3 protein-coding genes (1 of these 3 only partly in view) are annotated in these 16528 nt (G+C 71.3%); all 3 read left to right on the top strand.

Going from position 1 to position 16528, the window contains the following annotated elements:
* Tightly spaced (each overlapping or abutting the next), the 3 genes in view from A7A76_RS08685 to A7A76_RS08675 form a layout consistent with a single transcriptional unit that may run on beyond the window.
* Positions 1-13131, top strand: the 3' portion of a protein-coding gene (locus tag A7A76_RS08685; protein WP_206410828.1) for a non-ribosomal peptide synthetase. 12462 nt of this gene lie to the left of the window's left edge; 13131 of the gene's 25593 nt are visible here — the last part of the coding sequence; its start codon lies beyond the left edge, outside the window; it ends in the stop codon at positions 13129-13131.
* Positions 13128-14720, top strand: a complete 1593-nt coding sequence (locus A7A76_RS08680) for an MBL fold metallo-hydrolase (protein ID WP_206410827.1) — start codon at positions 13128-13130, stop codon at positions 14718-14720. Before A7A76_RS08685 ends, A7A76_RS08680 begins: the two co-directional genes overlap by 4 nt.
* Complete coding sequence (locus A7A76_RS08675) at positions 14717-16528, top strand: ABC transporter transmembrane domain-containing protein (RefSeq protein ID WP_206410826.1); 1812 nt, start codon at positions 14717-14719, stop codon at positions 16526-16528. The genes A7A76_RS08680 and A7A76_RS08675 overlap by 4 nt, the downstream gene beginning before the upstream one ends.

Here is a 16528-nt window from a genome sequence, read left to right as displayed (position 1 = left end):
GGCTGGAACGACACCGACGCCGGCTATCCCAGCGACAAGACGGTGCCGCAGCTATTCGAGGAGCAGGTCGCGCGCACGCCCGAGCGCATCGCGGTCAACCTCGGCGACGAGCGCCTGAGCTACGCCGAACTCAACCGCCGCGCCAACCGCCTCGCGCACCTGCTGCGCGCGCGCGGCATCGCCGTGGGCGAGCGCGTCGCGCTGTGCCTGGACCGCAGTCCGCAGATGATCGTGGCGATGCTGGCGGTGGCCAAGGCCGGCGCCGCCTACGTGCCGATCGACCCGGACTATCCGGCCGACCGCGTGCGCTTGACCCTGGAGGACAGCGGCTGCCGCTACGTGCTGACCAGCGCCGCGCGCGCGGCCGAACTGCCCGACTGCGGCGTCGCCGCGATCGCGCTGGACGCCGAGGCCGAAGCCTTGGCCGCGAGCAGCGACGCCGATCCCGCGCCGCTGGCCGGCGCCGACGATCCGATCTACGTGATCTACACCTCCGGCTCGACCGGCCGGCCCAAGGGCGCGCTGCTGAGCCACCGCAACGTGGTCCGCCTGCTGATCAACGACCGCCTGCAGTTCCGTTTCGACGAACACGACGTGTGGTCGATGTTCCACTCCTACGCGTTCGACTTCACCGTGTGGGAGATCTACGGCGCGCTGCTGTACGGCGGCCGCCTGGCGATGGTGGCGCAGGCCGAGCGCAAGGATCCGCAGCGTTTCCTGGCGCTGCTGGAGCGCGAGGGCGTGAGCGTGCTCAACCAGACTCCGAGCGCGTTCTACCACCTCGCCGACGCCGCGCTGCGCCGGGACGAGCCGGGCCTGCGCGCGCTGCGCTACGTGGTGTTCGGCGGCGAAGCGCTGAGCCCGTCGCGGCTGGCCGCGTTCCACGACGCGCATCCGCACGTCGCCCTGGTCAACATGTACGGCATCACCGAAACCTGCGTGCACGTCACCTTCAAGCGGCTGCAGCGCGAAGACCTGGACAGCGGCGCCTGCAACATCGGCGTGCCGATCCCGACCACGCGCACCTATGTGCTCGACGAACGCCAGCGGCTGCTGCCGCCGGGCGTGCCGGGCGAGCTCTACGTCGGCGGCCTCGGCGTCGGCCAGGGCTATCTCAACCGCGACGAGCTGACCCGCCAGCGCTTCCTGCCCGATCCGTTCCAGCCCGGCGGGCGCCTGTATCGCTCCGGCGATCTGGCCAAGACCCTGGACTCGGGCGAGATGATCTATCTCGGCCGCATCGACAACCAGGTGCAGTTGCGCGGCTTCCGCGTCGAGCTCGGCGAGATCGAAGCGCAGCTGGCGCGTCTGCCCGGGGTGCGCGAGGCGGCGGTGATCGCACGCGAGGACACGCCGGGCGACCAGCGTCTGGTCGCTTATCTGGTCGGCGACGACGTGCCCGACACGCCGGAGCTGCGCGCCGCGCTGGCGCGCGAGCTGCCCGACTACATGGTGCCGGCCGCCTACGTGATGCTGGCGCGGCTGCCGCTGACGACCAACGGCAAGCTCGACCGCAACGCCTTGCCGGCGCCGGAAGGCGACGCCTACGGCCAGCGCGGCTATGAAGCGCCGCAGGACGGCGTGGAGAGCGAACTGGCGCAGATCTGGGCCGAACTGCTGCAGGTCGAGCGGGTCGGGCGCCAGGACCATTTCTTCGAACTCGGCGGCCACTCGCTGCTGGCGCTGCAGATGACCGCGCGCCTGCAGCAGCGCCTAAGCCTGGACGTGGCCCTGGCCGATCTGTTCGCGCAGCCGCTGCTGAAGGATTTCGCCCGCATCGCTGCGCTCAAGCAGGGCGGTTCGCTGCCGCCGATCGCGGCCGGCGAGCGGCCGCAGCCGTTGCCGCTGTCGTTCGCCCAGCAGCGCCTGTGGTTCCTGGCGCAGATGGATTCGGCCGCCAGCGCGGCCTATCACATGACCGGCGGGCTGCGCCTGCACGGGCCGCTGGACGCGGCGGCGCTGCAAGCCGCGCTGCGCCGCATCGCGCAACGCCACGAGGCGCTGCGCACCCGCTTCGAACCCATCGACGGCCAGCCGGCGCAGTTCATCGATGCGCAGGGCCGCTTCGAGCTGCAGCAGCACGCGCTCGACCCGGCCGACGCGCCGGCGCAGATCGCGCACTGGACCCGGGTCGAAGCGCAGACCGCGTTCGACCTGGCCGCCGGCCCGCTCGCGCGCGGCCGCCTGCTGCGCGTGAGCGAGCAGGAGCACGTGTTGTTGCTGACCGTGCACCACATCGTCTCCGACGGCTGGTCGATGGGCGTGCTGGTGCGCGAGCTCAGCGAGCTGTATCGCGCCTATGCGCTCGACGGCGTGGCGGTCGACATCGACCCGCTGCCGGCGCTGCCGGTGCAGTACGCCGATTACGCGCTGTGGCAGCGCCGCTGGCTCAGCGGCGAGGTGCAGCAGCGTCAGCTCGACTACTGGCGCGGCCGCCTGAGCGGCGCGCCGGCGCTGATCGCGCTGCCGACCGACCGGCCGCGCCCGCCGGTGCAGGACTACGCCGGCGCCAGCCTGGACCTGGAGTTCGACGCCGAGCTCAGCGACGCGCTGCGCGCGCTGTCGCGCAAGCACGGCACCACCTTGTACATGACCGTGCTCGCGGCCTGGGCCGCGCTGACCGCGCGCCTGGCCGGGCAGGACGAAGTGGTGATCGGCACGCCGGTCGCCAACCGCGCCCGGGTCGAGGTCGAGCCGCTGATCGGTTTCTTCGTCAACACCCTGGCGCTGCGCCTGGACCTGAGCGGGCAACCGACGGTCAGCGATCTGCTGGCGCGGGTGCGCGAGCAGGTGCTGCAGGCGCAGGCGCACCAGGACGTGCCGTTCGAGCAGGTGGTGGAAACCCTGCGTCCGGTGCGTTCGCTCGCGCACAGCCCGCTGTTCCAGCTGATGTTCAGCTGGCAGAACACGCCGCAGCCGGAACTGGCGCTGGGCGAGCTGCAACTGCGCGACCTGGAGGACGGCGAGCACCGCAGCTCGCAGTTCGACCTGTCGCTGGGCCTGCGCGAAGACGGCGGCCGCATCGTCGGCAGCCTGGAATACGCCACCGCCTTGTTCGACCGCGCGACCTTGCAGCGCCATGTCGGCTATTTGAAGGCGCTGCTGCGCGGCATGGCCGCGGACGACGGCCGTGCGGTCGAGCGCATCGCCGTGCTCGACCAGGCGCAACGCCACGAGCAATTGCACGCCTGGAACGACACCGCGACCGCGTTCGCCGGCAACGAGTGCGTGCACCGCCTGTTCGAACGCCAGGCCGCGGCGACCCCCGACACGGTGGCGGTGGAGCAGGGCGCGCAGCGCCTGAGCTACGCCGAACTCGACGCCCGCGCCGAAGCGCTGGCGCGGCGCCTGCGCGCGCTCGGCGTCGGCGCGGACGACCGCGTCGCCATCGCCACGCCGCGCGAGCCGCTGATGCTGGTCGGCCTGCTGGCGATCTGGAAGGCCGGCGGCGCGTACGTGCCGCTGGATCCGGCGTATCCGGCCGAGCGTCTGGGCTACATGCTGCGCGACAGCGCGCCCAAGGCGCTGCTGACCACGAGCGCGGTGCGTGAGCGGCTGCCGCTGGATGCCTCGCTGGCGGTGCTGGAGATCGATCGCGATCAGGCCGGCGAACCGGCTGTTTCGGATGCGCCCGAGGCCGAAGCCGCGCCGGCGAATCCCTCGCAACTGGCCTACGTCATCTACACCTCCGGCTCCACCGGCCTGCCCAAGGGCGTGATGATCGAGCACCGCACGCTGGCGAATTTCCTCGCCAGCATGGCCCAGCGGCCCGGCCTGGACGGCGGCGACCGCCTGCTCGCGGTCACCACGCTGAGCTTCGACATCGCCGCGCTGGAACTGTGGCTGCCGCTGATCCGCGGCGCGCGCGTGGTCCTGGCCGAGCGCGAGCAGGCCGTCGACGGCGCCCGCCTCAAGGACCTGATCGAAACCAGCGGCGCCACGGTGCTGCAGGCCACGCCGGCGACCTGGCGCCTGTTGCTGGAAGCCGGTTGGCGCGGCGGCGCGCAGTTCAAGGCCTTGATCGGCGGCGAAGCGCTGCCGCCGGATCTCGCCGCGCAACTGCTGCCGCGCGTCGGCGAGCTGTGGAACATGTACGGCCCGACCGAGACCACGGTGTGGTCGATGATCGATCGCGTCCGCGCCGACGCCGCGCCCGGCGGCATCGGCCATCCGATCGCCAACACCGCGATCTACCTGCTCGACGCGCACGGCGAACCGGTGCCGCAAGGCGTCGCCGGCGAACTGTTCATCGGCGGCGACGGCGTGGCGCGCGGTTACCTGGATCGCGAAGAACTCACCCGCGAGCGTTTCCTGCCCGATCCGTTCGCCGGGCGCGAAGGCGCGCGCATGTACCGCACCGGCGACCTCGGCCGCCGCCGCGGCGACGGCAGCGTCGAATTCCTCGGCCGCAACGACCATCAGGTCAAGATCCGCGGGTTCCGCATCGAACTGGGCGAGATCCAGGCGCGGCTGGCGCAACAGCCCGGCGTGGCCGAGGCGGTGGTGCACGCCCGCGAGGACCGGCCGGGCGCGCCGCGCCTGGTCGCTTATCTCGTCGGCGCCGCCGCCGACGCGCTGCCGGCGGCGGCGGAACTGCGCGCCGCGCTGGCGCGCGAGTTGCCCGACTACATGCTGCCGGCCGCCTACGTCGTGCTCGACAAGCTGCCGCTGACGCCCAACGGCAAGATCGACCGCGCCGCGCTGCCGGCGCCGGACGGCGAGGCCTATGCGCAGCGCGGCTACGAGGCCCCGCAGGGCGAAGTCGAAAAGACCGTGGCGCAGATCTGGGCCGAACTGCTGCAGGTCGAAAAGGTCGGCCGGCACGATCATTTCTTCGAACTCGGCGGCCACTCCCTGCTCGCCGTGCAGATGGGGTCGCGCCTGCGCGAACGCCTCGGCGTCGAGGTGCCGCTGGCGACGCTGTTCCTGGATCCGGTGCTGTCCGGATTCGCCGGCCACGTCGCCGCGTCGGCGCAGACCGCGCTGCCGCCGCTCAGCGCCGGGCAGCGTCCGGCCGAGCTGCCGTTGTCGTTCGCCCAGCAGCGGTTGTGGTTCATCGCCCAGATGGGCGCCGAATCCAGCGGCGCCTACCACATGGCCGGCGGCCTGCGCCTGCGCGGCGCGCTCGATCGGGATGCGCTGCAAGCGGCGCTGGACCGGATCGTGCAGCGCCACGAAGCCCTGCGCACGCGCTTCGACACGGTCGACGGCCAGCCGGTGCAGCGCATCCTCGCCGAGGCGCGCTTCGCGCTGGCGCACGAAGACCTCAGCGACCGCGCCGACGCCCAGGCCGAGCTGGCCGCGTGCGGCGAGCGCGAGGCGCGCGCGCCGTTCGACCTCAGCCGCGGCCCGCTGATCCGCGGTCGCCTGCTGCGCCTGGCCGACGACGATCACGCGTTGCTGCTGACCATGCACCACATCGTCTCCGACGGCTGGTCGATGGGCGTGCTGGTGGAAGAACTCGGCGCGCTGTACCGCGCCTATGCGGCCGACGCCGCCGCGCGCGACGCCGATCCGCTGCCGCCGCTGCCGGTGCAGTACGCCGACTACGCGCTGTGGCAGCGCCGCTGGCTCGACGGCGCGCTGCTGCACGGCCAGCAGGCGTATTGGACCGAACACCTGCGCGGCGCGCCCGCGCTGCTGGAACTGCCGACCGACCGGCCGCGCCCGGCGGTGCAGGAGCACGCCGGCGAACGCCGCCGCTTCACCCTCGACGCGTCGCTGGCGCGGTCCCTGCGCGAGCTCGGCCAGCGCCACGGCACCACCCTGTACATGACCCTGCTGGGCTCGTGGGCGGCGCTGCTGGGCCGCTTGTCGGGGCAGGGCGAGGTGGTGATCGGTACGCCGATGGTCAACCGCAACCACACCGAGCTGGAACCGCTGATCGGCTTGTTCATCAACAACGTCGCCCTGCGTTTCGACCTCGGCGGCGAGCCCAGCGTGGCCGAATTCCTCGGCCGCGTGCGCGAGATCGCCCTGGGCGCGCAGGCGCACAAGGACCTGCCGTTCGAACAGGTGGTCGAAGCGCTCAAGCCGGTGCGCAGCCTCGCCTACACGCCGCTGTATCAGGTCGTGTTCGTGATGCACAACATGGCCGATGCCGGCCTGGAACTGCCGGGTTTGAGCATCGGCACCCTGCCGGTCGACGAGGCGGTCGCGCAGAACGACCTGTGGTGGTCGGTGGCCGAAACCGAAGACCGCCTGGAGTGCGAGGTGGTGTTCGCCCGCGCGCTGTTCGACGGCGCCACCATCGAGCGCTGGATCGGGCATTGGGAAACCCTGCTGCGGGCGATGGTGGAGCAGGAGCAGACCGCGATCGCGCGCCTGCCGCTGCTGTCGCCGCCGCAGCGCGAGCGGGTGCTGCGCGAGTGGAACGCCACCGCGCAGCCCGCGCCGGCGCAGCCGCTGGCGCAGGCCTGGTTCGAACGCCAGGCCGCGGCCACGCCGCAGGCGACCGCGCTGAGCTGGGACGGCGGCGAGCTGAGCTACGCCGAGCTCAATGCGCGCGCCAATCGTCTGGCCCATCACCTGATCGCCTCGGGCGTGCGTCCGGACCAGCGCGTGGCGCTGCTGCTGGAACGCGGGCCGGACCTGATCGTGGCGATGCTGGCCACGCTCAAGGCCGGCGGCGCCTATGTGCCGCTGGATCCGCAGTACCCGGGCGAGCGCCTGGCGTTCATGCTCGACGACAGCAAGCCCAAGGCGGTGCTGACCCAGGCTTCGCTGGAAGAGACGCTGCCGTCGAGCCGCGCGCTGATGACCGCCAGCATCGTGCTGGTGGACGAGGCCGATGCGCCGTGGCAGCGCCTGTCCGGCGCCGATCCGGATCCGGTCGCGCTGGGCTTGAACGAACGCCATCTGGCTTACGTGATCTACACCTCCGGTTCGACCGGCAAGCCCAAGGGCGTGCTGGTCGAGCACGCGGGGCTGGCGCATTACCTGGATTGGGCCTGGCAGTACTACGCCGGGCGCGCGCCGATCGGTTCGGTGGTGTCCTCGCCGGTGGCTTTCGACGCCACCGTCACCAGCGTCTACCTGCCGCTGATCGGCGGCGGCGCGGCGCATCTGCTGCGCGAAGGCGACGAGCTTGCCGGCCTGGAGCAGTGGATCGTCGCGGCCGCGCCGGGGCAGCTGATCAAGATCACCCCCTCGCACCTGCGCGCACTCGGCGAGCGCCTGGAAACGCTGGGCCAGCGCTGCGCCGGCCAGCTGTTCGTGGTCGGCGGCGAAGCGCTGCCGGCGGCGACGGTGGCGCTGTGGCGGCGGATCAGCCCGGATTCGCGCCTGGTCAACGAATACGGCCCGACCGAGACCGTGGTCGGCTGCGTGGTCCACGAAGCCGCGCAGTGCCTGGAGGAGGCCGGTTATTGCCCGATCGGCAGGCCGATCGCCAACACCCGCATCTACCTGCTCGACGCGCACGGCGAACCGGTGCCGCAAGGCGCGACCGGCGAGCTGTACATCGCCGGCGCCGGCGTCGCCCGCGGCTATCACGGCCGCGCCGAACTCACCGCCGAGCGTTTCCTGCCCGATCCGTTCGTGGACGATGCGCAGGCGCGCATGTACAAGAGCGGCGACCTGGCGCGCTGGCGTAGCGACGGCAGCCTGGATTACCTCGGCCGCAACGACGATCAGGTCAAGATCCGCGGCTTCCGCATCGAGCTGGGCGAAGTCGAGGCCAAGCTCGCGCAATGCCACGGCGTGCGCGAAGCGGCGGTGACCGCGCGCGAGGACGTGCCGGGGCACAAGCGTCTGGTCGCGTACTTCGTCGCCGGCGAGGGCGCGCCCGACGCGCAGTCGCTGCGCAGCAAGCTGCAGGCCTCGCTGCCCGAGTACATGGTGCCGGCGGCCTATGTGGCGCTGGAGCGCCTGCCGCTGACCGCCAACGGCAAGCTCGACCGCCGCGCCTTGCCGGCGCCGGAAGGCGATGCGTTCGGCCCGCGCGCGTACGAAGCGCCGGTCGGGACGGTGGAGATCGCGCTCGCGCAGATCTGGGCGGAACTGCTGCAGGTCGAGCGGGTCGGCCGCGGCGACCAGTTCTTCGACCTCGGTGGGCATTCGCTGCTCGCGTTGCAGATGACCGCGCGCCTGCGCCAGCGCCTGAACCTGGACGTGGCCCTGCCGGAGCTGTTCGCCCACCCGGTGCTGCGCGACTTCGCCGAAGCCGCGGCGCGGCAGGGCGCGGCGGCGTTGCCGGCGATCGTCGCCGGCGCGCGGCCGCAGCCGTTGCCGCTGTCGTTCGCGCAGCAGCGTTTGTGGTTCATCGCCCAGCTCGACGCGGCGGCCAGCGCGGCCTATCACATGGCCGGCGGCCTGCGCCTGATCGGCGCGCTGGACGTGCGCGCCCTGCGCGCGGCGCTGGACCGGATCGCGCAACGGCACGAATCGCTGCGCACCCGTTTCGAGCGCCAGGACGGCCAGCCGGTGCAGGTGATCGACGCGGCGGCGGGCTTCGCCCTGGCCGAGGAGGATCTGCGCCAGGCCGGCGCCGACGCCCTGGCCGAGGCGACCCAGCGCGAATTCGACGCGCCGTTCGACCTCGCCGCCGGTCCGCTGGCGCGCGCGCGCTTGTTGCGCGTCGGCGAGCAGGAGCACGTGCTGCTGCTGACCGTGCACCACATCGTCTCCGACGGCTGGTCGATGGTCGTGCTCACGCGCGAGCTCAGCGAGCTGTATCGCGCCTACGCCGTCGACGGCGTAGCGACCGACACCGATCCGCTGCCGGCGCTGCCGGTGCAATACGCCGACTACGCGCTGTGGCAGCGGCAGTGGTTCGACAACGACGCCCAGCAGGAACACAGCGAGTACTGGCGCCGCACCCTGGCCGGCGCGCCGGCGCTGATCGCGCTGCCGACCGACCGGCCGCGCCCGCCGGTGCAGGACTACGCCGGCGCCAGCGTCGAGCTGGAACTCGACGCAGCGCTCAGCGACGCGCTGCGCGCGCTGGCGCGCAAGCACGGCGCGACCTTGTACATGACCGTGCTGGCGGCGTGGGCGGCGCTGGCCGCGCGCCTGGCCGGGCAGGACGAGGTGGTGATCGGCACGCCGGTGGCCAACCGCGAGCAGGTCGAGGTGGAGCCGTTGATCGGCCTGTTCGTCAACACCCTGGCCCTGCGCCTGGACCTGAGCGGCGATCCCAGCGTCGCCGAACTGCTGGCGCGGGTGCGCGAGCGGGTGCTGCAGGCGCAGGCGCATCAGGCGCTGCCGTTCGAGCAGGTGGTCGAGGCGGTCAAGCCGGTGCGCTCGCTCTCGCACAGCCCGCTGTTCCAGCTGATGTTCACCTGGCAGAACACGCCGCAGCCCGATGACAGCGCGGCCGCGTTCGGCGACCTGCAATTGCGCGACCTCGACGAAGGCGAGCGCCGCGTGGCCCAGTTCGACCTGTCGCTGGGCCTGCAGGAGCGCGACGGCCGCATCGTCGGCAACGTCGAGTACGCCACCGCCCTGTACGACCGCGCGACTCTGGAACGCCACATCGGCTACCTCAAGGCGCTGCTGCGCGGCATGGTCGAAGACGATGCGCAGCCGGTGGAACGCATCGCGATCCTGCCCCCGGCCGAGCGCACGCTCGCGTTGCGGACCTGGAACGCGACCGAGCGCGCCTACCCGCAAGGCGAGTGCGTGCACCAGCTGTTCGAGCAGCAGGTCGCGCGCACGCCCGCGGCGGTGGCGGTGGCAGAAGACGGCCGCGCCCTGAGCTACGCCGAACTCAACGCCCAGGCCAACCGGCTGGCGCGGCATCTGCGCGCGCTCGGCGTCGGTGCGGACCGGCGTGTGGCGGTGGCGATGCCGCGCGGGCTGGAGATGATGGTCGCGCTGCTGGCGGTGCTGAAGGCCGGCGGCGCGTATGTGCCGCTGGATCCGGCCTATCCGCAAGAGCGCCTGGTCTACATGCTCGAGGACTGCCAGCCGCAGGCCTTGCTGACCCACAGCGCAGTGCGCGCCGGCCTGCCGGCCGCGGTGCACTGGCCGGTGCTGGAAGTCGACGCCGATGCTGCGCAATGGCGCGGTTACGACGAAAGCGATCTCGATCCGGCCGAAACCGGCCTGCGCGATGCGCATCTGGCCTACGTCATCTACACCTCCGGCTCGACCGGCCGTCCCAAGGGCGCGATGAACGAGCACGCCGGCGTGGTCAACCGCCTGCGCTGGATGCAGGAGGCCTATGGCTTGAACGGCGGCGACAGCGTGCTGCAGAAGACCCCGTCGAGCTTCGACGTGTCGGTGTGGGAGTTCTTCTGGCCGCTGATGACCGGCGCGCGCTTGTTCATGGCCCGGCCGGACGGGCACAAGGACCCGCAGTACCTGGCCGAAACCGTGCAGCGCGAGCGCATCACCACGATGCACTTCGTACCGTCGATGCTGCAGGCGTTCCTCGAACTCGCAGACCCGGCCCAGTGCCGCGGCCTGGTGCGGGTGATGTGCAGCGGCGAAGCGCTGCCCGGCGCATTGGCGCGGCGCTTCCGCGAACTGTTGCCGCACACCCAGCTGCACAACCTGTACGGCCCGACCGAAGCGGCGGTGGACGTCACCGCCTGGGCCTGCGATACGGACGAACTGCCGGACAACATCCCGATCGGCCGTCCGATCGCCAACACCGCGATCTATCTGCTCGACCGCCACGGCCAGCCGGTTCCCGCCGGCAGCGCCGGCGAGCTGCACATCGGCGGCGTGCAGGTCGCGCGCGGCTATCTCAACCGGCCGGAACTGAGCGCGGAGCGTTTCGTCCGCGATCCGTTCTCGCCGCGGCCCGGCGCGCGCATGTACAAGACCGGCGATCTGGCGCGCTGGCAGGCCGACGGCAGCCTGCTGTACCTGGGCCGCAACGATCATCAGGTCAAGATCCGCGGCCAGCGCATCGAGCTGGGCGAGATCGAGGCGCAGTTGCTGCGTCAGCCCGGCGTGCGCGAAGCGGTGGTGCTGGCGCGCGAGGACCGTCCGGGCGACCGGCGCCTGGTCGCGTATCTGGCCGGCGAGGGCGTCGCCGCCATCGCCGAGCTGCGCGCCGCGCTGGCGCGCGAGCTGCCCGAGTACATGGTGCCGGCCGCCTGCGTGGTGCTGGAGCGCTTGCCGCTGTCGCCCAACGGCAAGGTCGACCGCGCCGCGTTGCCGGCGCCGGACGGCGAGGCCTATGCGCAGCGTCCGTTCGAAGCGCCGCAGGGCGAGACCGAGCAGACGCTGGCGCGGATCTGGAGCGAGCTGCTGCAAGTGGAGCCGATCGGCCGCCACGACAGCTTCTTCGACCTGGGCGGGCATTCGCTGCTGGTCGTGCACGTGGTCGAACGCTTGCGCAAGGCCGGGCTGCAGGTGGAGATGCGCACCATCCTGGAAACGCCGACCCTGCAGGCGGTGGCCGCGCGCGCCCAGCGCATCGGCGAGGCGCCGCTGTCGCAGCACCTGGTGCCGATCCGCTTCGGCGACCGCTCGCGCCGGCCGCTGTTCTTCATCCACGAGCCGACCGGCGAAGTGCTGTCCTACGAGCGGCTGTCGCGCCATTTCGACGACGGCCTGCCGATCTACGGCATCCAGGCCGACCGCGCCGACGCGCAGCGCGAGGTCAGCGCGCAGAGCCTGGCCCGGCGCTATCTGGAGGTCGTGCGCAGCGTGCAGCCGCAGGGCCCGTACCGGCTTGCCGGCTGGTCCGGCGGCGGCCATCTGGCCTACGAAATGGCCGAGCAGTTGCTGGCCCAGGACGAGGGCGTGGAGTTCCTCGGCCTGATCGACAGCGGCCGCCCCGGCAATCTGCGGCCGGAAGACATGCCGCAGGACGAGCAGCGCTTCCGCTGGGATTTCCTGTTCAGCCACATCCGCTATCTGGACCCGAGCCTGGACGAGGACGAAGTCGAAGCGCTGGAGCGGCGCGGCAGCATCGAAGCGGCGATGGCGCACGCGCGCAGCCTCGGTTGGCTGCCGCCTAGCTTCGGCGCCGACGAGCTGACCTGGCGCGCGGCGCTGATGAAGCGGCTGTCGGTGGCCTGCCTGAGCTACCGCCCGCAGCCGCTGCCGATCGCGGTGCATCTGTTCACCGCCGACATCGCCGCCGACAAGGACGCTTCGCACGGCTGGGCCGACTTGCTCGGCGACAACCTGCGCATCCGCCGCATCGGCGGCACCCACAAGTCGATCATGGAAGAACCGCTGGCGGCCACGTTGGCCGCGGCCATCGCCGGGCTGTTGCACGACGGCGAACGCGATCCGCCGCCGGCGCCGCCCGCGCACACCGCCGCGATCACCGTGCAGGCCGGCAAGGCCGGCGCCGCGCCGCTGTTCTGCATCCCCGGCGCCGGCGCGAACGTCAGTTGCTTCCTGCCGCTGACCCAGGCCTGCGGCGCGCACACGCCGATCGTCGGCCTGCAGGCGCGCGGCCACGACGGCCGCAGCGTTCCGCACGCCAGCGTCGAGGCCGCGGTCGAGGCCTTGCTGCCGGAAGTGCGCGCGCTGGGGCAAGGCGGGCCTTACCACCTGCTCGGCCACTCGTTCGGCGGCTGGATCGCGTTCGAACTGGCGCGGCGCCTGCATCAGGCCGGCGAAGCCGTCGCGCCGCTGATCCTGGTGGACTGCGAACCGCCGCAGCGGGTGCGCCACTCCGATCATCTCGAAGTGCTGACCCAGTTCGTCGAGTTGCTGGAGATGGACCTCGGCAAGCGCCTGCCGCTGGATACGCAGGCGCTGGCCGACCAGCTCGGCGACGAGCGCGACCGCCGTACCCTGGCGGCGATGGTCGCCGCCGGGCTGATGCCGGCGCGGGCCACGCTGGCGCAGTTCCAGGCGCTGCTGCGGGTGTTCGCCGCCAACTTGAACGCCAGCTACCAGCCGCAGGCCGATTACTCGGGCGAAGTAGTGCTGTTGAACGCCCAGGCCGAGGCCAAGCCGCCGACCGTGCGGCGTTCGCTGATGTCGCCGGCCGAGGCCGCCGAAGGCTGGAGCCGCTACGCCTCGCGCCTGCGCGAGCAGACCCTGCAAGGCGATCACATGAGCGTTTTGAAGTTCCCGCACGTCGGGCAGATCGCGGCCGCCGCGGCCGCGGCCTGGCCCGCGCACGTATTGGCCGCTGCCTTGCAGCGCGACGCCGGCAAGCACGACGCCGGCGCCCAGGCCAAAGACCTTTCCACCCAAGCCGAGTCGCCATGAATACCACTCAGTCTCTGTCCGCCGATGTGCGCAGCGTTCCGCTGGTCAACAACTGGTTCGCCCACATCTACCTGATGTCGCCGCTGACCCTGGGCCTCTACACCAAGCACGCGCACCTGGCGATGCTGGATTCGTTCATCGACGATCCCGAGCAGCACCTGGTCTCGTCGAACACGCCCGAGCTGCTGGGCGGCCCGTTCATCAACTACACCGGCGACCCGGCCGACATGGCCCGCTTCCGCGACGAAACCATGGAGCGCTGCGCGCTGCACCTGCGCTGCGCCGATGCGATCAACGACATGTACCAGATGCTGTTCAGCCAGGCCAAGGGCAGCGGCGTGCCGGCGCTGTACTCGCAGGTCGACGAGCTGATCCGCTACGGCGTGGACATCGCCTACGACGTCAGCAAGCAGCCGGGCGCGCGCTTCATCGAATCGATCTTCTACAACAGCCCGCTCAACGCGCCGCAGCTGCAGACCGTGGTGCTGGAGAAGGCCAGCTACGAGCCGCGCACCTTCGTGCTGAGCACGCCGCAGATCAAGAACGACAAGACCGCGGTGACCCTGAGCCTGCCGTTCGGCGACCCGCTGTGGGACGAGCTCTACGCCGGCACCCGCGATCCCGACGGGCTGGCCGAGCGCCTGCGCCCGTACATGCAGGAACCCGAGCGCGAGATTCCGTTGCTCAAGGGCATGCTGGAACCGCCCAAGCCGGCCGCCGCCGATGCCGAGTGGACCCGCGATACGCCGCGCATCCGCTACTTCGGCCACGCCTGCGCGATGATCCAGTGCGCCGGCGTCAGCATCCTGATCGACCCGCTGATCAGCTATCCCAACGAAGCCGAGATCCCGCACTTCACCTTCGACGATCTGCCGGCGCATATCGACTACGTGTTGATCACCCATCCGCACCAGGACCACGTGGTGTTCGAGACCCTGCTGCGCCTGCGCCACAAGGTCGGCCAGGTGGTGGTCGGCCGCGCCGGCGGCGGCGGCCTGGCCGACGTGTCGCTGAAGCTGATGCTGGAAAGCTGCGGTTTCCAGAACGTGGTCGAGCTCAGCGAATACGAGAGCGTGAGCTTCGAAGGCGGCCGCATCCTCGGCGCGCCGTTCTACGGCGAGCACGCCGACCTCGACATCCGCGCCAAGCTGGTGTTCGCGATCGAAATGAACAAGTCGGTCAACCTGTTCTTCGCCGACTCCAATCCGCCGGCGCCGGAGTTCTACGCGCCGCTCAAGGCCATGTTCCCGAAGATCGACTGCCTGTTCCTGGGCATGGAATGCGTCGGCGCGCCGGCGACCTGGCTGTACGGCCCGCTGCTGCAGAAGATGCTGACCCGCGGCGAGGACCAGTCGCGGCGCCTGGACGGCTGCGATTCGGCCAAGGCGCTGGCGATGCACGAGTACTTCAATCCCGAGCGGCTGTTCATCTACGCGATGGGCGCCGAGCCGTGGCTGACCCACATCACCAGCATCCTGTATTCGGAGGAGACCACCCAGTTCAAGGAAGCGCGCGTGGTCGAGAAGGCGCTGCGCGAGCGCGGCCGCGAGGCCGAGTTGCTGTTCGGCAAGATGGAACTGCTTCTGTGAAGCGCGACGGCGCGAGGCGAGGGCCGTTCGGCGGCCCGCTGGCGCAGCTGATCCGGGCGGCGCGGCCGCCGCGGCTGCTGCTGTCCGCGGCCGCCGCCAGTTCGGTGCTGGCGGTGGCCAGCACGCTGGCGTTCCCGATGCTGACCAAGCAGGTGGTCGACCAGATCCCGGCCGGCGGCGTGCAGGCGCAGAACATCGCCCTGCTCGCGCTGGCGCTGACCGGCGCCGCGCTGGCCTCGGCGCTGACCGCCTACCTGCTGTCGCGGGTCGGCTACGGCGTGGTCGCCAACCTGCGCCGGCTGCTGGTGCGCAAGGTGGTCGGCCTGCCGATCGCCGCGTTCGACCGCAGCAGCAGCGGCGACTGGGTCAGCCGGGTGTTGAACGACTGCCAGTCGATCTCCGACCTGGTCACCCGCGAGGCGATCAACCTGCTGACCAGCGCGCTGCTGCTGGCCGGTTCGGTCACCGTGCTGTTCCTGCTCGACCTGCGCCTGACCTTGATGCTGCTCGGCAGCCTCGGCGCGGCGTTCCTGTTGGTGATTCCGCTGGGCATGCTGCTGGAAGGGCTCGCGCGCGGCACCCAGGACCGCACCGCGCGCCTGGGCGGCATCCTCACCCATGTGTTCGCGGAGATCCGCCTGGTCAAGGCGTTCACCGCCGAGGCGCGCGAGCACGGGCGCAGCGACGAGGAGATCGAGGGCATTCGCCGGATCGGGCTGCGCCAGGCGCGGATCAACGTCTGGATCGAACCGCTGATGACCCTGGCGCTGATGGCCGCGGTGATCGCGATCCTGGTCTACGGCGCCACCCGGGTCAGCCGCGGCGACATCACCATCGGCACCCTGACCGCGTTCGTGCTGTACATCCTCAACGTCGCAACGCCGGTCGTGCAGCTGACCCACTTCACCGCCGAGTTCCACAAGGCCAAGGGCGCCTCGACCCGCATCGCCGCGCTGCTGCAGGAGCCGGCCGAAGACGACGGGCAGGGCAGCGACGCCTCGCAGCGCGAGCGCGGCGACCTGGTGTTCCGCGACGTGTCCTTCGCCTATCCGGGCGGGGAGGAGATGCCGGTGCTGCGCGGGATCGATCTGGTCTTCCGGCCGGGCACGACCACCGCCTTGGTCGGCGCCAGCGGCAACGGCAAGACCACGATCCTGTCGCTGATCGAACGCTTCTACCGCCCCAGCGGCGGCGCGATCGAGTACGACGGCGAGCCGATCGAGCGCTTCAGCCTGGCCTCGTGGCGCGGCCGCATCGGCTACGTCGCCCAGGGCGCGCCGGTGATGCCGGGCAGCGTGCGCGACAACATCACCTACGGCCTGAGCGGGCAGTACAGCGACGCGATGGTGTGGGCGGCGGCCGAGCGCGCCGGCGCGGCCGGCTTCATCGAGCGCATGCCCGAAGGGCTGGACACCGCGCTGATCGAGCAGGGCAACAACCTGTCCGGCGGCCAGCGCCAGCGCATCGCGATCGCGCGCATGTTCCTGCGCAATCCCGACATCCTGATCCTCGACGAGGCCACCTCGGCGCTGGACAGCGAGACCGAGCACCAGGTCAAGCTGGCCCTGGCCGAACTGATGAAGGGCCGCACCAACATCGTCGTCGCCCACAGCCTGACCACGGTGATGCAGGCCGACTGCATCTACTTCCTGGAAGGCGGGCGGATCTCCGGCATGGGCAATCACGAGGAGCTCAACCGCACCCATCCGTATTACGCGCGGCTGGTGGCGCGTTACTTCCAGAAGCTGCCGGAGCCGGCGATGTCCGCACACGCGCCGGCGGAACTGGTGGGCAGCGCCGGTGGCTGA

This window comes from Lysobacter enzymogenes (genome assembly GCF_017168095.1).
GTDB lineage: Bacteria > Pseudomonadota > Gammaproteobacteria > Xanthomonadales > Xanthomonadaceae > Lysobacter > Lysobacter enzymogenes_D.
This window is presented reverse-complemented; position numbering and strand designations above follow the sequence as displayed.